The organism is Aeromonas sp. QDB63, from assembly GCF_027707425.1.
GTDB lineage: Bacteria > Pseudomonadota > Gammaproteobacteria > Enterobacterales > Aeromonadaceae > Aeromonas > Aeromonas caviae.
Genome location: NZ_JAPCIS010000012.1, coordinates 34,504 through 52,780, shown reverse-complemented (window position 1 = coordinate 52,780; position 18,277 = coordinate 34,504). Strand labels below are relative to the sequence as shown.

General features: G+C 65.1%; 19 protein-coding genes. 9 read left to right on the top strand and 10 right to left on the bottom strand.

Features of this window, described 5'->3' with window-relative positions; genetic code table 11:
- Positions 1–11 precede the first annotated feature (11 nt).
- Both PG879_RS10345 and PG879_RS10340 read left to right on the top strand, forming a co-directional pair.
- Positions 12–2,759, top strand: coding sequence for a collagenase (locus PG879_RS10345; protein ID WP_270830137.1), 2,748 nt, complete (start codon positions 12–14; stop codon positions 2,757–2,759).
- A 156-nt stretch (positions 2,760–2,915) separates the two neighbouring features.
- On the top strand, positions 2,916–3,854 hold the full coding sequence (locus tag PG879_RS10340) for a SanA/YdcF family protein (protein WP_270830136.1): 939 nt from the start codon (positions 2,916–2,918) through the stop codon (positions 3,852–3,854).
- A gap of 48 nt (positions 3,855–3,902) precedes the next feature.
- Here the strand turns inward: PG879_RS10340 and PG879_RS10335 are convergent, their stop codons facing one another.
- Entirely contained in the window at positions 3,903–4,517 is a 615-nt protein-coding gene (locus PG879_RS10335) for a superoxide dismutase (RefSeq protein ID WP_219596979.1), read from the bottom strand.
- 23 nt (positions 4,518–4,540) lie between these two features.
- Positions 4,541–4,966 carry a hypothetical protein gene (locus PG879_RS10330; protein ID WP_029313599.1) on the bottom strand — a complete coding sequence of 142 codons (426 nt, stop codon included), beginning with the start codon at positions 4,964–4,966 and terminating at the stop codon, positions 4,541–4,543.
- 305 nt (positions 4,967–5,271) lie between these two features.
- On the opposite strand from PG879_RS10330, the gene PG879_RS10325 reads away from it, so the two are divergent.
- Entirely contained in the window at positions 5,272–6,183 is a 912-nt protein-coding gene (locus PG879_RS10325) for a lipase family alpha/beta hydrolase (RefSeq protein ID WP_029313597.1), read from the top strand.
- Positions 6,180–6,920: a lipase secretion chaperone gene (locus tag PG879_RS10320; protein WP_270830134.1), complete on the top strand. Its 741-nt coding sequence runs from the start codon at positions 6,180–6,182 to the stop codon at positions 6,918–6,920. The genes PG879_RS10325 and PG879_RS10320 overlap by 4 nt, the downstream gene beginning before the upstream one ends.
- Before the next feature lie 54 nt (positions 6,921–6,974).
- Here the strand turns inward: PG879_RS10320 and PG879_RS10315 are convergent, their stop codons facing one another.
- From PG879_RS10315 to sgrR, 3 genes are read right to left on the bottom strand one after another with little or no spacing between them, the layout of a single operon-like run.
- Complete coding sequence (locus PG879_RS10315) at positions 6,975–7,688, bottom strand: hypothetical protein (RefSeq protein WP_010672732.1); 714 nt, start codon at positions 7,686–7,688, stop codon at positions 6,975–6,977.
- 30 nt (positions 7,689–7,718) lie between these two features.
- A complete protein-coding gene (locus PG879_RS10310) occupies positions 7,719–8,114 on the bottom strand; it encodes an acyl-CoA thioesterase (protein ID WP_270830133.1) in 396 nt (131 codons plus the stop codon).
- A gap of 35 nt (positions 8,115–8,149) precedes the next feature.
- Positions 8,150–9,904: an HTH-type transcriptional regulator SgrR gene (sgrR, locus tag PG879_RS10305; RefSeq protein WP_270830131.1), complete on the bottom strand. Its 1,755-nt coding sequence runs from the start codon at positions 9,902–9,904 to the stop codon at positions 8,150–8,152.
- Between the two features lie 100 nt (positions 9,905–10,004).
- Here sgrR and PG879_RS10300 point away from each other — a divergent pair, with 100 nt between their 5' ends.
- From PG879_RS10300 to PG879_RS10290, 3 genes are all read left to right on the top strand, one after another.
- Positions 10,005–10,181: a hypothetical protein gene (locus PG879_RS10300; protein WP_080769963.1), complete on the top strand. Its 177-nt coding sequence runs from the start codon at positions 10,005–10,007 to the stop codon at positions 10,179–10,181.
- A 139-nt stretch (positions 10,182–10,320) separates the two neighbouring features.
- Positions 10,321–11,589, top strand: a complete 1,269-nt coding sequence (locus PG879_RS10295) for an O-acetylhomoserine aminocarboxypropyltransferase/cysteine synthase family protein (protein ID WP_270830130.1) — start codon at positions 10,321–10,323, stop codon at positions 11,587–11,589.
- 108 nt (positions 11,590–11,697) lie between these two features.
- Positions 11,698–12,327 (top strand): glutathione S-transferase family protein, encoded by a 630-nt coding sequence (locus PG879_RS10290; protein WP_270830129.1) that lies wholly within the window; start codon positions 11,698–11,700, stop codon positions 12,325–12,327.
- Between the two features lie 124 nt (positions 12,328–12,451).
- Here PG879_RS10290 and PG879_RS10285 read toward each other — a convergent pair whose 3' ends face one another.
- Positions 12,452–13,627: an iron-containing alcohol dehydrogenase gene (locus PG879_RS10285; protein WP_270830128.1), complete on the bottom strand. Its 1,176-nt coding sequence runs from the start codon at positions 13,625–13,627 to the stop codon at positions 12,452–12,454.
- Positions 13,628–13,812: 185 nt separating this feature from the next.
- On the opposite strand from PG879_RS10285, the gene PG879_RS10280 reads away from it, so the two are divergent.
- Positions 13,813–14,397, top strand: a complete 585-nt coding sequence (locus tag PG879_RS10280; RefSeq protein WP_041212267.1) for a hypothetical protein — start codon at positions 13,813–13,815, stop codon at positions 14,395–14,397.
- Between the two features lie 100 nt (positions 14,398–14,497).
- Here the strand turns inward: PG879_RS10280 and PG879_RS10275 are convergent, their stop codons facing one another.
- The 4 genes from PG879_RS10275 to PG879_RS10260 all read right to left on the bottom strand — a co-directional run bounded on the left by PG879_RS10275 (position 14,498) and on the right by PG879_RS10260 (position 16,643).
- Complete coding sequence (locus PG879_RS10275; RefSeq protein ID WP_029313593.1) at positions 14,498–14,923, bottom strand: hypothetical protein; 426 nt, start codon at positions 14,921–14,923, stop codon at positions 14,498–14,500.
- Between the two features lie 224 nt (positions 14,924–15,147).
- Positions 15,148–15,894, bottom strand: a complete 747-nt coding sequence (locus PG879_RS10270) for an SDR family oxidoreductase (protein WP_270830127.1) — start codon at positions 15,892–15,894, stop codon at positions 15,148–15,150.
- A gap of 42 nt (positions 15,895–15,936) precedes the next feature.
- Positions 15,937–16,173, bottom strand: coding sequence for a DUF3624 domain-containing protein (locus PG879_RS10265; RefSeq protein ID WP_041212265.1), 237 nt, complete (start codon positions 16,171–16,173; stop codon positions 15,937–15,939).
- Complete coding sequence (locus PG879_RS10260; protein ID WP_103259406.1) at positions 16,170–16,643, bottom strand: GNAT family N-acetyltransferase; 474 nt, start codon at positions 16,641–16,643, stop codon at positions 16,170–16,172. Before PG879_RS10260 ends, PG879_RS10265 begins: the two co-directional genes overlap by 4 nt.
- 187 nt (positions 16,644–16,830) lie before the next feature.
- On the opposite strand from PG879_RS10260, the gene PG879_RS10255 reads away from it, so the two are divergent.
- Complete coding sequence (locus tag PG879_RS10255; protein WP_270830126.1) at positions 16,831–18,273, top strand: RimK family protein; 1,443 nt, start codon at positions 16,831–16,833, stop codon at positions 18,271–18,273.
- Positions 18,274–18,277: the final 4 nt, after the last annotated feature.

Below are 18,277 nucleotides of genomic sequence, written 5' to 3'. Positions count from 1 at the left end.
AAGGGATCATGATGAAGCACCTCTCTCCCCGGCTGCTGCTCCTGGCAGCCCCAAGCCTGCTCGCCACTTCGGCGCTGGCCAACTACTCCCCCTCCGACTGGCAACAGTATCAACTCAACGGTGAATCCAGCCGTCAGCTGGGGGATCGTCTCACCGAAGTGACCTTTGAACTGAGCGCCCACAGCAGCGACACCCCTTATCAGCAGTTGAGGGTGTATCGCCGCTTCGACTGGCGCGATGCCAACCTGGCCGCGCTGGCAGAGCAGCAGTGCGGCGAGCCGCAACTCAAGATCGAGCAGGGCTGGCAGATCCGTTACCTCAGCTGTGAAGAGGTGGTACCGGCCGGCAAGGCCGTCCCGGCCAGCAGCTATGACTATGGCTACGGCATGAAACAGGGCCGCTGGGAGCCCCTGGCGGGCACCCCGACCGCGCCGCGTCAGGATCGTCTGCCGCTGGCTGAGCGGGTCATCCTGGGTCACAGCGAGCAGGAGCTGGATCGCTGCGAGCTCAACGCCGAAGGTCGTTGCGCCGAGCAGGCATGGCAGTACCAGCCGCAAAACTGGCAGCAATTGAAGGTGTTGGAAGAGACCCCCAATGAACGGGATGGCCGCCTCGAGCAGATCTTCTTCCGCCTGCAGCCCATCGCAGGCAGCCAGGCCGCCAAGCAGGTGAGCGAGCTGCACGTCTGGCGCCAGTACACCTGGCTGCTGGACGAGATCAAGGCCCAGCAGGAGTGCGATGAACCCCAGACCCGTCAGGAAGGGGACAAGACCATCAGCTATCGGGTGTGCCGTCAGACCCTGCCCGCCGGCAGCGAAGTGCAGGTGGTCTTGAAGGACACCGGCTATCAATACCCGGTGGGGGGCAGCGAATGGCAGACCCTGCCGGAAACAACCGAGTGGCAGGAGAGCCGGGTGCTCAACCGCCCCATCGTGCTGGCCAGCAAGGAAGAGCAGATCGACTGTCGCCGTGCCGACGGCCGCGCCTGCTCCGAGCCGGATCTGCCGGGCACCGAACTGCTGGACGCCGAAGCGGCCAAGATAGTGCAGGATGCCAGTGGCCAGCCCGCACCGGTCTGGCAGGAGAACTATGGTCACGATGACACCAAGCTGCTGGCCGTGTCGCGCGGCATCCAGAGCCTGCTGGCGGCCAATCAGCCGGCCCATCCGGCCATGAAGCTGCTGCTGGAATACGTGCGAGCCCACAACTACCACAACTACGGCAAGCACAAGGAAGACGGCCCGGCCGCCGCCGAGGCGCTGGCTGAGGCGCTGACCGCGCTGGGTGCCCATCCGCTGCTCTTCCCGGAGCAGGCCAGCGACGAAGTAGGCGCCGTCATGGGTGCCTGGAGCATCGCCCTGCACGGCCAGTTCAAGAGCCCGGCAGTGCAGAGCCGTTTTGGCACCCTGCTCGGCGAGTTCAACCAGATGCTGGCCTACAGCACCCGCCATGCCAGCGAGATCAACAGCCGGCACCCCTGGGCGACCGGCCTGTTCGATCTGCTCAACTTCCTCGACTTCGCCAGCGACTACAGCGACCCCTTCGCCAACGACTTCCGCCAGCAGGATGGCGAGCTGCGCAAGCAGCTGCACGCCCTCGGCATGAGCGAGCTCGCGTTGTGGCAAGGAAGGGATGGCGCCGATCTGTTCCTGCTCAACAACGTGCTGGATGCCTACACCCGTCTCTACCGGGTCGCCCGCTACACCCGCCCGGACGAGCTCGACGGCTACCGCAAGCTGCTGGATGACTCCGTCATCGCACTGGTTCGCCACCACGACCTGATCCCCGGCGGCCAGCAGAGCCAGGACTTGCTGGAAGACATGTCGCTGACCCTCTCCACCTACTACCTGACCTACACGGACCGCACCAGCGAAGCCTGCATCAGCGGTGACTTCGCCGGGCTCTGCACCCCTGTCCGGGTGGAGGACGTGCTGCCCTTCGAGCACACCTGCTCGCCGACCCTGCGCCTGCGGGCCCAGGATCTGACCATGGCTCAGGCCGAGGGGATCTGCCGTGAACTGGGTGCCGAAGAGCAGCAGTTCCACCAGCAGATGGAGACCGGCTGGCAGCCGGTGGCGGATGATCACAACGAGGCACTGGAACTGGTGGTCTTCAACTCCTCCGCCGACTGGAAACGCTACGGCAGTGCCCTGTTTGGCGGCGTCTCCACCGACAACGGCGGCATCTACATTGAGGGAGATCCGGCACGCCCCGACAACCAGGCCCGCTTCTTCGCCTACGAGGCGGAGTGGAAGCGTCCTGCGTTCCAGGTGTGGAACCTGCGCCACGAGTACGTGCACTACCTGGACGGCCGCTTCAACCAGTACGGCAGCTTCGGCCACTACCCACTCAACCGCACCACCTGGTGGTCGGAAGGGCTGGCGGAATTCATCGCCCACGGTCAGTGCTTCTCCCGCGGTCTGGACAACGTCGCCGGCCGTCCGGCAGGGGATCGTCCGGCCCTGGCCGACATCCTGCACCTGGATTACGACAAGGGCGGCGAGATGGTCTACTCCTGGTCCTACACTGTGCACCGCTTCCTGAACGAGACCGGTCGCGGCGCCAGCTGGCTGGCCATGGCCCGGGCCCTGCGAGGCCCGGATCGAGAGCAGGCCATGAGCGCCTTCGAAGCCGAGCTGGACCAGCTGATTGCCAATGACAGCGAGGCCTACCAGCAGTGGCTCGGCCGCGAGCTGCTGCCCTGGTGGGAAGCCAGCAAGGACTCCGACGAGTGCAAGGCCAACGACTCTTCCCACTGAGAACGAGACGGCTATGACAAGGGGCGGCCATGGCCGCCCCTTGTTTATGGCGCCGTTTGATAAGCCCGGGATCCTGGCGCGCGCTGCGACAACCTCTGCCCGAGTGAGCCCCTGCGCCGCCATCAAACCTGACGCGCCACAACAACTTGTAATAGAATGACCCCCTGTCTTCTCTTACTTCAGACCCGAACCGCACCGCGCATGAAGAAGTTTGCCAAGATCCTGCTCGCCTGCCTCTGCCTGTTGCTGGCCTCCATCGCCGCCCTGCTTGGCTACAGCGAGTGGACCGTCTCGGACGCCCGTCACTACACCTATGACGACGTCAACGCGGTGCCCTACAACCGGGTCGCCCTGGTGCTCGGCACCTCCAAATACCTGATTGGCGGCAGCCCGAACCACTACTTCAAATACCGGATCAAGGCCGCCGCCGAGCTCTACAACAACGGCAAGGTGGACTACATCCTGGTCTCCGGCGACAACGCCACCGTGCAGTACAACGAACCGCGCCAGATGCGGCGGGCCCTGATCCAGGCCGGCATTCCGGCCAGCGCCATCTACAGCGACTACGCCGGTTTTCGGACTCTGGACTCCATCGTACGTGCCAAGGAGGTGTTCGGTCAGGCCCACTTCACCGTGGTCTCCCAGGCCTTCCACAACGAGCGCGCCATCTTCATCGCCCGCCATTTCGGCATCGAGGCGGTCGGCTTCAACGCCGTGGATCCCAGCGCCTATCAGGGCATCAAGACCCGGGTACGCGAGGTGTTCGCTCGCCTGATGGGGCTGCTAGACCTCTACGTGCTGGACAAGGGGCCCAAGTTCCTCGGCGAGCCCATCGTCATCGGCGCTCCCGTTCCCTGCCAGGCGTTGAGCACCATAGGGGCTAACCAGCCCTGCCTGCCCATTGCACCGCCCCCTCATCAGCCGAAGGCCAAGCAGGCAGCGGCAGTGAGCGCTGCAACCGCCACCAGTGCAGCGGCTGCAACCAGCAGTGCCTTGGCCACCAGCGCCGCCGTGCCGAGCGAAGCTACGCCTGTGGATAATCCGGCTGCCGCCAGCGCGGCAACGTCAACCGGCAGCACACTGACCCCTCAATAGCAGAGACCCGCCAACAGGCGGGTCTCTTTCATCAGGTGAAATGGGTCGTCAGGCCAGCGCCGCCACGTAACGCCGTGCCACCTCGTCCCAGTCGATCACGTTGTAAAACGCAGCTATGTAGTCGGGACGCTTGTTCTGGTACTTGAGGTAGTAGGCATGCTCCCACACATCCAGCCCGAGTATGGGGGTGAGCCCCTCCATCAGGGGGCTGTCCTGGTTCGCGCTGCTCACCACCTGCAAATTGCCGCGCCCATCGACCACCAGCCAGGCCCAGCCGCTGCCAAAACGGCTCAACGCCGCCTGGGTAAAGGCCTGTCTGAAGGATTCCAGCCCACCCAGATCCCGCTCGATCGCTGCGGCCAGCTCGCCGTCCGGCTCGCCGCCGCCCTGCGGACTCATCACCTGCCAGAACAGGCTGTGGTTGGCGTGACCGCCGCCGTGATTGCGCACCGCCCCCTGCACCTGGGCCGGCAGGCTGTCGATACGGGCAAGCAATGCCTCCAGCGGCAGGGCAGCCAGCTCCGGCAGATCGGCCAGGGCGGTATTGAGGTTGTTGATGTAGGTCTGATGGTGACGGCTGTGATGGATCTCCATGGTCTTTGCATCGATATGGGGTTCCAGCGCGTCATAAGCGTAAGGAAGGGCTGGCAGGGTATGGCTCATGTTCATTGTCTCTCCTGTTGGGCTCAATGCAGTTGATGGGCAGAGCCGGTCTGACACAGACATTGACCCAGGCTGCGCTGGATGCCGTCGTGATGACCGTGTTTGCCCAGAAAGGCGAGCAGCTCGGTACGGGTGCTGCGGGCGTGGCGAACAGCCGCCTCCCGCAGGGCAGCGGAACTGGTGGGGGACTGGCTGGTGGCCAGCAGGCAATCATGGATGTGACACAGCAGGTCGGCGGCCCGATCCGGCAGGGTCATGGCCACCAGCAGATCCGCCAGGTTGTGATGGGCCACCACCAGGGCCGCCACCGCTTCGTCGGCATCATGCCAGTCGGCAAACTGCTGGCGGGCAAGCCACAGCGCCTGCTGATAGCAGTCGAGCGCCCTGGCGTACTCCCCCGCATCGAAATGGCGGTTGCCACTCAGGGTCTGCGCTTTCCAGTGCGCCATGCTGCTGTCCGCTCCGGTGGTACCGACCCACCCCTTCACCCAGGTTCCCGTCATGACTCGACCACTCAAATGATAATAATTACTATTTAACTTATTTAATGGGCAGTCACAAGGAATAGTTGGTGCCGCCTTTTTTGCCCATATGGGTAGGGTTTTTCTGCAATCCCCGGTTTAGTGATCCCATCCACAGATACATTTGAGTTCAGCCACCATGCTGCCGGTACTGGCATGAGGCCGGTGGCTGCCCGGTGACGCCCCCCGGTGACGACCAGAGTGCAGCCGGTTTTTTCACAAGGACGGTGAAGATGAAAAGATGGCTATTGATGCTGTTGTGCGCCCTGCCCATGCTGGGTCAGGGGGCCGGTTATACCCAGACCCGCTACCCCATAGTGCTGGTGCACGGTCTGTTCGGTTTCGACAAACTGCTCGGAGTCGATTACTTCTACGGCATCCCCCAGGCCCTGACCCGGGATGGCGCCAAGGTCTACGTGGCCCAGGTCTCCGCCACCCAGAGCTCGGAGCTACGCGGTGAACAGCTGCTCAAGCAGGTGCAGCAGGTGCTCGCCGTCACGGGGGCAGAGAAGGTGAACCTCATCGGCCACTCTCACGGTGGCCCCACCATTCGCTACGTCGCTTCGGTCGCCCCCGAGCTGGTCGCCTCCGCCACCAGCGTGGGCGGGGTCAACCATGGCTCGGAGATCGCCGACCTGGTGCGGGCCAAGGTGACGCCGGGCTCGGCGGCCGAAGGTCTGGCGGTGGCCGCCGCCTCGGCCCTGTCCGGGGTCATCTCGCTGCTCTCCGGGGGAAGCCAGCTGCCGCAGGATCCCCTCGCCGCCCTCGACGCCCTCACCAGCACCGGCGCCCAACGCTTCAACCAGCGCTATCCGGAAGGGCTGCCGAGCCAGCATTGCGGCGAAGGGCCCATGCAGGCCGCCAACGGGGTCTACTACTTTTCCTGGAGCGGACGCGGCACCATGACCAACATCCTGGATCCGGTGGATCCGGCGCTGGCGCTGACCGGCAGCTTCTTCAAGGAGCCCAGTGACGGCCTGGTCGGGGTGTGCAGCAGCCACCTCGGCAAGGTGATCGGCACCCACTACCGCATGAACCATCTGGACGAGGTGAACCAGTCGTTCGGCATTCGCCACCTGTTCGAGACCGACCCGGTCAACCTCTATCGCCAGCACGCCAACCGCCTGCAGAGGCTGGGACTATGAACAGGGCATGGCTGATGGCCGTTCCGATGGCGGCGGCCCTGCTGCTGGGGGGCTGGCAGTATTGGCCCTCCGCTGACGCAACCGCCCCTTCGCCGCAACATGCCGGGCCCGCTTCCCCTCTGGTCAGGCAGGCCGCACCGCCGTCGGACAAGGGCTCGCTGCAGGCCCGCCATGAAGCCTTTCTCGCGGCCGAGGGCAGCCTGACGGTGCCGACGGATCCGGGCCTGGCCAGCTTGCAGAAGCTGTTCGACGAGCGCGAACAGTTGCGCAGGCAGCGTTTCACCCCGGTCGAGCAGGAGCAGCTGTTTGCCGAGGACAGGCTGATGGAGCAGTGGACCCTGCGCCGCAAGGCGCTGGCGGAGTCCAGCGATGCCGACAAGCCGCTGCTGGCGAGCGAGCTGGAGCTCTGGCTGGCGGAGCAGCCCCAGTGGTTTCGGGAGGCGGAGGCCAACAGCCGCCTGCTCGGCGATCTGCAGGCTCTGGAGCAACTCCCCGCAGCCGGGCGTGACGCCGCACTGCGCGAACAGTTGGGACCGGAGGCGGCAGACCGGTTGCTCCAGCTGGCAGAGAGCCAGCAGGGGTTCGAGCAGCAGCTGGCCGGCTATCTGGCAGAGATCAGGCCCCTGCCTGCCGAGGCCCGTGCCAGCCAGCAGCCAGAGATCCTGGCACGCTGGTTCGAGCCCGGTCAGTGGCGACGGGTGGAGGCCCTCACCCGGCTCACCCTGGGCGAGCAGTAACCGGCATGAAAAAGGGGCCCGCAAGTGGGCCCCCATTCTTTGACGCTGCCGCCCTTACTGCGGCTTGTTGGCACCCGGCAGCGGCTGCCAGGTGAGGCGAGTCACCCGATTGCCCTGCACCTCGCAGGTGAGGCAGAGATCCTGCCACCCCTTCTCCTGGCGCAGGGAAACTTCTCCCTTGATGCCCTCTGCACTTCTCTTGAGTTTGGCCGGCTCGAAGGTCACCTTGTCACCTCCGGCAAGCGCCATCAGCTTGCCATTGCAGAGCCACTGGGCGAGCTCGGCCCCCTTGAGCTTGACGCCCCCCTTGTCAGCCTTCTCCTCGGCGGTGCTCGGTGCAAACAACCCGCCCAGCTCGGCCGCCCGTCTGGTCAGCCAGGCTTCCCGCTGCTGCATGCTCATCTTGCTGACAAACTCCGCAGGCTGCCCCTTGTCGTCCAGCCACTGGGTCAGCTTGCCACTGTCATCGAAGGCGAACTGGGCGGCGGGCTCCTTCACCCCGAACAGCTTGCCGCCCTTGAAGTAGTAACGGCTCTCCCCTTCCTGTTTGCCCTGCTCGTTCAGGATGGGCACGGCGATGATGACGGGCGTGCCGTCGACCCAGGCCTTGATGTCAACGCCATCGTGGCTGAACAAGCGGGTATCGAGGGCGCTGTCGGCCCCCTTCTCCATCAGGGTGAACTGCTCGGCCAGGGAGGCGGCGAATGAAGGCAGGGAGCAGAGTCCCAGTCCCAAGCCGAGGCTCAGGGCGATCGCGGTTGTGCGCATAAGTGTCCTGTGGTGGGCCCGAAGGCCGGATTAACTCTCTACCAGCCAGACCCTCAGTCCCTCCCGGTGAGCCTCGCTCAAAGGGATGGACTGCCGGGACCGGTAGTCAAAATGGATCAGGGTCGTCTCGGCGGTCACCGCCAGCTCGCCGCCCTGCCAGGCTTCCTGCCAGAGCGTGAAGGAGCTGGTACCGATACGCCGCACGCCGGTCTTGATCGACACCATCTGGCCATAGAACAGCTCCCGTTTGAATTGCACCGTGTAGCCCGCAATGATCAGATGCCAGTCATGCACATCCAGCTCGGGCGAGAAGAGGCGAAACAGGGGATCACGGGCCGATTCAAACCAGACCGCCGGCACCGTGTTGTTGATGTGACCGAGGGCGTCCGTCTCTTGAAAACGGGGTTGGATCTGCATTTCCAGCATGGATGTCGACTCCTTGTCGTAGGACCGCGCACAGGCTAGCGCGCCAACCCGTCCGACTCAAGCGTCCCTGCCTGGGGGTGAGAGCCACCGCCGGTTTCCGGCTCCTGCGCCACCTGCTCGGGCTTTAACCAGGCGCTGCGAAAATCGAACCAGCCAAGGGCCGTCATGCGCACACCGTGCACGCCGACCCGGCTCTCCAGCTCCAGCCAGTGGTGAAACAGCGGCACGAACCAGCTCTGGCGCTGCACCTCGGCCAGCAGGGCACGGGGGCCGGGCTCTTCACCATGGGCGCGCCACTGCGTCAATCCCTGCCACAGGGCCTGCTGGCCGCCCCACACCCGGCGCAGCAAGGGGGTGCCCTGAAGCCAGGCGTAAGGGGCGAAGGCGTGCTCATGCTCCAGGTTGAGGGTGCCGAACCAGAGATCCACATCTTCATCCTCCCCGCTCACCCAGCGCCCGTAGTCCAGGGTACGCACCTCGAGCTGGATCCCCTGCTCTGCCAGCAGGCTGCTCATGGCGCTGGCGCACTCGTTGAACTCCAGATGCTGGTTGAAGCAGGCCAGTACCAGCCGAGCTGGCAGTCTGACCGGGCCTGGCTCGGGAAGAGGCAGGCTCTCGCGCCAGTGGGGCAGGAGGCCCAGAGCGCTGGTCCAGCCCCGCTGCAGTTCGGGTGCCACCCGGGCCATCAGGGCGATGGGGTTGAGCAGCCGGGTCAGCCACTGGCGCAGGGCCGGGTCCTGCAGGGGGACCGATCTGTCGTCCTGCAGCAGGAAGTAGCAGCCGGATTCCAGTTCTGACTCCCCGCGCATGGAACCAAGCTCCGGGGTGTCGCTGCCCAGCCTGACGTGGCTCTCCAGCCGTTCCGCCAGCTCCGGCAGCATCCAGATGTCGATCTCGTCGAGCAGGGCCCGCAGCCCGAAGTAGTCGTCAAATGCTTCGAGGCACAGGTGCAGGGGGTCGTTGGCGCTCACCCGATAGGGGCCGGTGCCCACCGGCTGCAGGGCGAAATTCGCCTCCCCCTTGAGCTCCCGCGGCAGGATGGCCGCCACCGGCTCGGCCAGCAGGTGCGGCAGCAGAGGATCCGGGCTGTCGAGATGGATGTCCAGGGTGCGCGGCCAGCGGCTCTCCAGCCGTGCCAGATGGGCGAACAGCGGGCGATCCCGCAAGGCCTGCAGGCTCTCCATCACATCCTCCACCACCAGTTCGCGGCCATGGTGAAAGCGCACCACGGGGCGCAGATAGAAGCGCCAGTGACAGGGGGCCAGACACTCCCAGTGGTGGGCGAGATCCCCCTCGATTTCCCCATTTTCCTCGTTTCGCCGGGTCAGACCGTTGAAGAGCTGGCGGCTCAGGTGAATTTCGGAGCGGCGCAAGGGCGCGGTGGGCAGCAGACCGGGCAGAGGCCGGTAGTAGGGCACCCTCAGGATCTGGCGCCCCTCCCGGGTGGCCTGGCCGAGCTGCTCGATAAGCAGCGGAGTGAGCAGATCCAGGCGATCTTCGGCCAGCCGCATCGCCTGCGCCAGCTGGCCCTGGCTCAGCAGATCCCGCAATCGGCGCCGGGTCAGGCTCTCCTGGTTGTCGAGCAGGGTGAGGCGGGAGCGCCGCCCCCGCCCTGCTTCTGCCGTCCAGCACAGCCAGCCCTGCCCTGCCATGCGGCGCAGCAGCAGGCGGGCATTGCGGGGGGTGCAGCAGAGCAGGTCCGCCACCTCGGCGAGGCTGATTTCCCGCTCGTCGCAGCCAAGCTGCTGGGCGAGCCGTTGAAATTGCTGATAAAGGCGGCTAGTAGGCATAAAAGAGGAAATCCCTTGACTGAAAGTCATCAGTTTTTACTTCCGCATTTTAGCTCAATACTGCTGGCGAACGTGAGAACCACAGCACAGGAGCACCATCATGAGCCATGCCAACCCCCTCAAACCGAACCGGATCCAGCAAACCCTCCGTCGCTACTTCCTGAGGATCCTGCCCCGCCCTCTGACGCTGGTCGAAGATCCCATGGCGCAGCTCAACCGCCTGATGCAGTGGGATATGCACCAGATAGACGACAGGGAGTATCGCCGCCGTCTCTGAGGTCGCCGTCACAAACGCCATCCGGTCACCGCCATCCCCCGGCATTGCTTTGCCGGAATGGGTGGTTTACATCGGCGCCAGGACTGCTAGATTGGACGTCTATCCATCCATAATGGTGACATCCAACAAGGAGTGTGTGATGAAAGATGCGACCCTGGCCCTGCACCACGGCTTTGCCAACGACCCCACCACCAAGGCCGTTGCCGTGCCCATCTACCAGACGGTGGCCTACGAGTTCGAGAGCGCCCAGCACGGGGCGGACTTGTTCAATCTGGCGGTGCCGGGGAACATCTACACCCGCATCATGAACCCCACCAACGATGTGCTGGAGCAGCGGATGGCCGCCCTTGAAGGGGGGATCGCCGGCTTGGTGGTCTCGGCAGGTTCCGCCGCCATCACCTACGCCATCCAGGCGCTGACCGCCGCCGGTGACAACATCGTCTCCACCCCCCAGCTCTATGGCGGCACCTACACCCTGTTCGCCCACATGCTGCCGAGCTTCGGGGTCGAGGTACGCTTCGCCAAGGATGACAGCGCCGAGGCCATCGCCGCCCTCATCGATGACAAGACCAAGGCGGTCTATTGCGAGAGCATCGGCAACCCGGCGGGCAACATCGTCGACATCGCCGCCCTGGCCAAGGTGGCCCACGCCCGCGGCGTGCCGCTCATCGTCGACAACACGGTCGCCACTCCGGTCTTGTGCAAACCCATCGAACACGGCGCCGACATCGTGGTGCACAGCCTGACCAAATATGTCGGCGGCCACGGCAACTCCCTGGGGGGCGTCATCGTCGACTCGGGCAGGTTCCCCTGGGCGGATCACGCCGAGCGCTTCCCCCAGCTGACCCAACCCGAGCCTTCTTATCACGGGGTGGTCTACACCGAGGCCTTCGGCCCGGCGGCCTTCATCGGCCGGGTGCGCACCGTGCCGCTGCGCAATACCGGCGCAGCGCTGGCGCCGATGAACGCCTTCCTGCTGCTGCAAGGGCTGGAAACCCTGAGCCTGCGCATGGAGCGCCACGTGGACAACGCTCTGCGGGTGGCCCACCACCTCAAGCACCACCCCAAGGTGGCCTGGGTCAGCTACGCCGGTCTGCCGGGTCACCCCCACTACCCGCTGGCGGAGAAGTACATGGCCGGTCGCCCCTCGGCCATCCTCTCCTTCGGCCTGAAGGACGGCTACGAGGCGGGTGTGCGCTTCTACGATGCCCTCAAGATCTTCAAGCGGCTGGTCAACATCGGCGACGCCAAGTCCCTGGCCTGCCACCCCGCCTCCACCACCCATCGCCAGTTGAGCGAAGAGGAGCAGGCCAAGGCTGGAGTGAAACCTGAGATGATCCGGCTGTCGGTGGGGATCGAAGCCATCGAGGACATACTGGCGGATCTGGATCAGGCGCTGGAGGCCTGAGTCAATCGACGAAGGAGCGGGCACCACGCCCGCTCTTTTTCATCCATCAGTGAACCGGCTACCGGGGCGCTGCGTATCACCGCCTTCCGTCACTGCGTCGAGGTTTTCATGATAGTCCTGCACCACCTGAACAAATCCCGCTCCCAGCGCATCATCTGGCTGCTTGAAGAGCTGGGCCTGCCCTACCAGATCAAGGCCTACCAGCGCGATGCCGCCACCTTTCTGGCGCCGCCCGAGCTCAAGGCCGTCCACCCCCTCGGCAAGTCGCCGGTCATCGAGTTTGACGGGCGGGTGCTGGCGGAATCCGGTGCCATCACCGAGTACCTGATCGCCCGCCACGCCCCGGACCGGCTGGCACCGGCCGCCGACAGCCCGGAGTATCCCGAATACCTGCAGTGGCTCCACTTCGCCGAGAGCTCCGGCATTCTGCCGCTGCTGCTCGACATGTTCGTGCGCAAGGATGGCAGCCCGATGCGCTTCCTGCCGGACTACGCCAAAGCCGAGTGCGCCAAGGTGCTGGGCTATCTCGATGAGGTGCTGGCAAACCGCCGTTACCTGGTGGCCAATCACCTCACCGGCGCCGACATCCTGAACTCCTTCCTGGTGGATCTGCTGGCCCAGAGCGGCCAGCTGGCCCAGTTCCCGCACCTTGAGGCCTACTGGCAGCGACTCAACACTCACCCGGCCCGCCAGAAGGCGGCAGCCCTGGAGCGCGAGCTGGACCGCAGCGCCGAATAAACGGCGGTGCCCCGATGACACCCTGCAAAACGCCCCGATGATCGGGGCGTTCTCTTTTCCGTTGGTCAGCCGGTGATCAGAGGACGAGGGAAAGGATCCGCGCCACTATGGTTGCCAGGATGACTTACAGCGCGTGGGAGAGGATCCTGGCTACCTTGTCGGGATCGATGTCCTGCTGCTCCCCGAGGGCGGTCAGCCCGAAACGCTTGAGGTTGGAGCAGATGCCGGGGATGCAGCCCTCGCTCAGCCCGTAGTCGGCAAGCCGGGTACCCACCCCCATCTGCTGGAAGAACTGCTCGGTGCGGATGATCACCTCCTCAATGCGCAGCGCCTTGTCCTCCCGGCTGGAGTGCCACACCCGCTCGGCAAACTGGGCCAGCTTCTCCTGCTTCTGGGCCGCTTGCTCCCGCAGCAGGGAGGGCAGCACCACCGCCAGACTCTGGGCATGATCCAGCCCGTGCAGGGCGGTGAGCTGGTGACCGATGGCGTGGGTGGACCAGTCCTGGGGCACACCGCGACCGATGAGGCCGTTGAGGGCCAGGCTGGCAGCCCACATCAGGTTGGCACGTACCTGGTAGTTGGTGGGCTCCGCCAGCGCCCGCGGACCGTTGTCCACCAGCACCTGCAACAGCCCTTCCGCCAGCCGGTCCTGCACCTCGCCCCCCACCGGGAAGGTGAGGTACTGCTCGAGGATGTGGACGAAGGCATCCACCACGCCATTGCCCACCTGGCGCGGTGGAAGGCTGTAGGTGGTGGCGGGATCCAGCACCGCAAACACCGGTTGCACCAGCGGATTGTAGAAGGAGAGCTTGGCCTCCCCCCGGCTCACCACGGCGGCGGGGTTGCTCTCCGAGCCGGTGGCCGGCAGGGTCAACACGCAGCCCAGCGGCAGCGCTGCCTTGATGGGGGCCTTGTCCCGCAGGATCTCCCAGGGATCGTCCCCCTCGAAGCAGGCCGCGACGGCCACGAACTTGGTGCCATCCACCACGGAGCCGCCACCCACCGCCAGCAGGAAGTCGATGCGCTCGCGCTTGACCAGATCCACCGCCTCCATCAGCTGGTCGTACTGGGGGTTGGCGCCGATGCCGGGAAACTCCAGCCACTCCCGGCCCGCCAGCGCCTGGGTCAACTGCTCATAGACCCCGTTCTGCTTGATGCTGCCACCCCCGTAGAGCACCAGCAGACGGCTGCCGACCGGGATCAGCTCCGGCAGAGTGGCTATCTGGCCTTCACCAAAGCAGATGCGAGTGGGATTGGCATATTGGAAGTTGTACACGGCAGAGCCCTCGGTTGATTGCATGCCGGGGAATTGTGCGCCTGCCGTGCCATCAGGTCAAAAACGGGAGCCTGTCGTCAAAAATACGATGCCAGCCTGCCGATGCCGGGCGCTCCTGCCCGGCTTTGCTATGGTGATAGCGGGAAGACGAGTTCGTCGCCCCCTCAAGCCCCTCCCGGGGTCCCTTTCCCACTCACAGGGTCTCTATCATGAAACTGAAGCACGCCTGGATTGCGGGTGCCCTCACCCTCTGTGCCCCTCCCCTGCTCTATGCCGCCGAGGTCACCACCCATGTGGCCGTGGCCCCCGGACAAGCCAGTCTCGCCGAAGAACTGACGGCCAGGGCAACCGTCACCGCCATCGACCTGGCCACCCGCAAGGTCAGCCTGAAAAATGCCGAAGGGCAGACCCTGGATCTGATCGCCGGGGAGGAGGTGACCAACCTTCCCCAGCTCAAGGTGGGAGATGTCGTGGCCTTGAGATATCTGCAACTGCTGGACCTGACCCTGCTCAAGGGCACCGCCGGGGTGAGAAAACGGGTGGTGGAAGTGGAAGGGGGCAAGGCGGCCGCCGGGGAGAAACCCGCAGCCGGCGCCGGCATGCAGGTAACCATCTATGCCGATGTCATCGACGTGGACAAGGCGCACCAGACCATCCGGGTCAAGGGGGTCGACCACACCCTGACCCTCAAGGTGCAGGATCCGGCCCAGTTCGCCCTCATCGCCAAGGGGGACCAGATCAAGGCCGTGCAGACCACCGCCATCGCCATCGGCATTGCCCCCCAGAGTCCCTGAACCCTGACCACGGCAGGCCGTGCCTCCCACGGCCTGCCAGCCCCGTGGCAAGGGGGCAACCCCTTGCCTTTAACGCCCAAGGATTGCCGTTTGAATCACATCATGCCTGGGAGGCGGATTTGCCGGTGAGGCGATCCATGGCCTCCTTGAGCATGGCATCGCGCTGCGCGGCCAGGTCCTTGCTCTGCGTTTCGCGCTCCTCGGCAGAGAGCGTCTTGTCATCCGCTATCCCCTTGAGCTGACGCTCGAGATCGTCAAATTTTTTGCGATCAAAGCCCAGGGCCTTGTCCACCATCTGCTGCACCCGCGCATCCTTGACGCCACCGGTCAGGACTGTGTTCTTGCCGTTCCTGGCCAGATGCTCGTAGGTCAACGCCTGCTGCGCCTTGCCGGTCAGCACCTGACTGGAGAGGCTGACCTGCTGAGACCAGCCGCTCTGCTTGTCGTCGCTGTCGCTGAGGGTCGCCAGGGCACGGTTCTGGGACGCGCTCTGGGCGAGTTGATGACCATAGGGTTTGATATCCATGAAGGCTCCACGCTCACTGCCGGCCTCGCCGGCTCCGGGGATGGTTTCCCCACCATGGGCCGGAGACAGCAAAATGCAGGCCAACTTGAGTACCCCCTCTTTCGACGGTTCAGCACGGGGTCGCAGCACGCCTCCTTCTGCACTCCATGACGAGTGCGACCAGACCCATCAAAAAAAGGCGCCCGAAGGCGCCTCTTGTGGACAGGAGTCGGCTCGTCATGACATCAGCGACGGCTGATGTGGAGCGGACCGAAGGTCTGGGCCACCGGCATGATCTCGATGCTGTTGATGTTGACGTGGGCAGGCTGCTCGCTGATCCAGAGTACGGTATTGGCGATGTCTTCCGGCAGGATGGCCTGCACCCCCTGATAGACGGTGGCCGCCTTGGCGTCGTCACCGTGGAAGCGCACGTTGGAGAACTCGGTGCCACCGCACAGGCCGGGCTCCACGTTGGTGACACGCACCGCCGTGCCCGCCAGATCCGCACGCAGGTTGAGGCTGAACTGCTTCACGAACGCCTTGGTCGCGCCGTAGACGTTGCCACCCGGATAGGGATAGGTCCCTGCGATGGAGCCGATGTTGATGACGTGGCCGCGGTTGCGCGTCACCATGCCCGGCAGCAGCAACCGGGTGATCAGGGTCAGGCCGCTGATGTTGGTGGCGATCATCTGCTCCCAGTCTTCCAGATCCGCCTTGTGGGCAGGCTCCAGCCCCAGTGCCAGGCCAGCGTTGTTGACCAAAAGATCCACCTGTTGCCATTCGGTCGGCAGCCCCTCGATGGCGGCGCGGGTGGCAGCCTTGTCCTGGACGTCGAACACCAGGGGCAGGAACTGCTCGCCCAGCTCCTCGGACAGGGCGGCCAGCCGTTCGGCGCGACGTCCGGTGCCGATCACCCGGTGGCCTGCGCTCACCAGCACGCGGCTGATGGCCTCACCAAAGCCGGACGAGGCGCCCGTTACCATTGCAATCATGTGAACCTCCATTGTTATTTGTCTTCTTGAAAAATCAGCACGTTATATGTCGCGCTTGCCCAGCTTTCGCCATGCGAACACCGCCAGATGCAGCAGGAAGAGACCCGAGCCCCCCAGCGCAAACAGCAGGCCGGTCAGGGCGTTGACCGAGGTATCGGCGCCGCACCACCACCAGACCAGCCAGCCGACGACCCCGATGAGAAAGGTCTGGGCGGCGCAGACCGGGCAGCGCCCGAGCTTGGCCCTGATGGCCGTGGCCAGGCAATCCTCGCAACTCATGATGGCGCCTGCCGCTCATCCCCCAGCGCCAGCACCAGGCGGTGGGCATGCTGGCCGGGCCCGTAATAATCGGGCAGCCGTACCCCGGGGCGAAACCCCAGCCCCTGATAGAGGGTCCTGGCTTCTGGGTTGGCGTCGGCGACCTCGAGGCGAATCGCCCCCCAGCCGGCCTCGCGCCCTTCCCGGATCACCTGCTCCAGCAGGCGGCGTGCCCACCCCTGACGGCGGACGGTCCAGCGGATGGCGAGGGTCTGGATGATGAGACGATCCCAGCCTTTGTGCTCCAGCACGCTCAAATAGCCCATCACCTGCGCCTTCTCGTCTTGCAGCAGCAGGGTGCGCCCCTTGGCCTGATTGAGCAGATAGTGCCAGCGGCTGCGGCCGAAGGCGACCTCGGGGGGAAAACAGTAGCGTTCCAGCTTCACGATGGCGCCCAAATCATCGGCTCGGGCGGCGCGCACGGTCAACACGGGGAGTCCTTGTTCGGTTATTTATCCTCAGCACCAGAAATGCGACTTGTATCACAAGTTACCAAGGCAGAATATTAGGCACTGTAACCTCTTGTTTCCCCTCGCGCCATTGTCGTGCTTGTCGGTGCATCGAAGCCCACTGGGGATCCTGCCGTTTCTGGCAGTCCTTTCTGTGGAGCCTGAAAATATGAGTACCTATGTCATCGTCGAGGAGCCGGGCGACTGGCCCTGCCATGCCGACTATCTGCTGACCGCCCGCACCTACCTGCAACACGGTCTGCCCACCACAGGGGGGCGTCCGCGCATCATCAACCTCTGCCGCAGCCTGGAACACCTGGGGGCCGGTTATTACTGCTCCCTGCTGGCCCAGGCCCGCGGCCACCACTGCCTGCCGGGATTGCAGGCCATCAGCCGGCTGCAACCCCAGCAGCCTCCCGCCAAGCTGTGGCGCAAATTGCAGGGCTGGCTGGCCCAGCAGAGCGAGGACAGGATCCGGGTGCGCGCCATCTTCGGCCAGTGCGAACAGAGTGAGCTGGCGGGGCTCGCCCGCTATTACTACGGCCTGAGCCAGTTGCCGCTGCAGGAGCTGACCCTCAAGCGCGGTCGCCACGGCTGGTCGGTGCGCCAGCAGGAGAGCCTGTCACCGCTGGCGCTGAGCCCGAGCGAGAAGGCGCTGATGGTGCAGCACGCCCAGGCGCTGGTGGGCACGGGGGACGAGGAGCAGACGGCGCCACGCTACCAGCTCGCCATCCTGGTCGACCCCAACGACGGCCGCGCCAGCAGCGATGCCCTGGCGCTGGAGCGTTTCATCAAGGCGGCCGCTGCCCAGGGGATCCAGGCCGAGATCCTGCCTCCCTCGGCCATCGAGCGGTTGCCGGAGTTCGACACCCTCTGGCTGCGCGCCGAGACCGCAGTCGGCCACTACACCTTCGAGTTTGCCCGCCGTGCCGAGCAGCTCAAGATGCCGGTCATCGACAGCTCCCGTGCCATCCTCGCCTGCAGCAACAAGCTCTATCTCTACGAGCTGATGGTGCGCAGCGGCGTGCCCATGCCCCCCACCACCGTCGTGACCCGCCGCGGCCGCCAGCATGTGGACGAACTGGTGCAGCGCCTCGGTCTGCCGCTGATGGTGAAGATCCCCGACGGCGCCCAGGGGCGCGACCTCGCCATGGCCAGCGATGACATCCAGCTCGCCCGCCTGCTGGACGAGGGGCTGGCCCGCTCCGCCCTGCTGCTGGTCCAGAGCCGGATCCCTGCCGAGTTCGACTGGCGCATCGGCTTTCTCGACGGCTCGCCGCTGTTCGCCTGCCGCCGTTACCGACCCGAACCCGGCAACCGCATCCGTCGCCGCAAACACCCCCTCGACATGAGCCGCATCGAGGCGCAGCCCCTCAACGACGTGCCGGAGCGGGTGCTGCAAACCGCCCGCCGCGCCGTGCACCAGCTCGGCAACGGCCTGTTCGGGGTGGATCTGCGCCAGCAGGGTCAGGGCTGCGTGTTGCTGGAAATCATCGACAACCCCTGGATACGTGGCGATATTGAAGACAGGGAGGCAAAGGACCTCTACGAGCGCCTCGCCCGGGCCTTCCGCCAGCGGCTGGAGAACCGGGGGCAGAGCGCGACAGGATAACAAG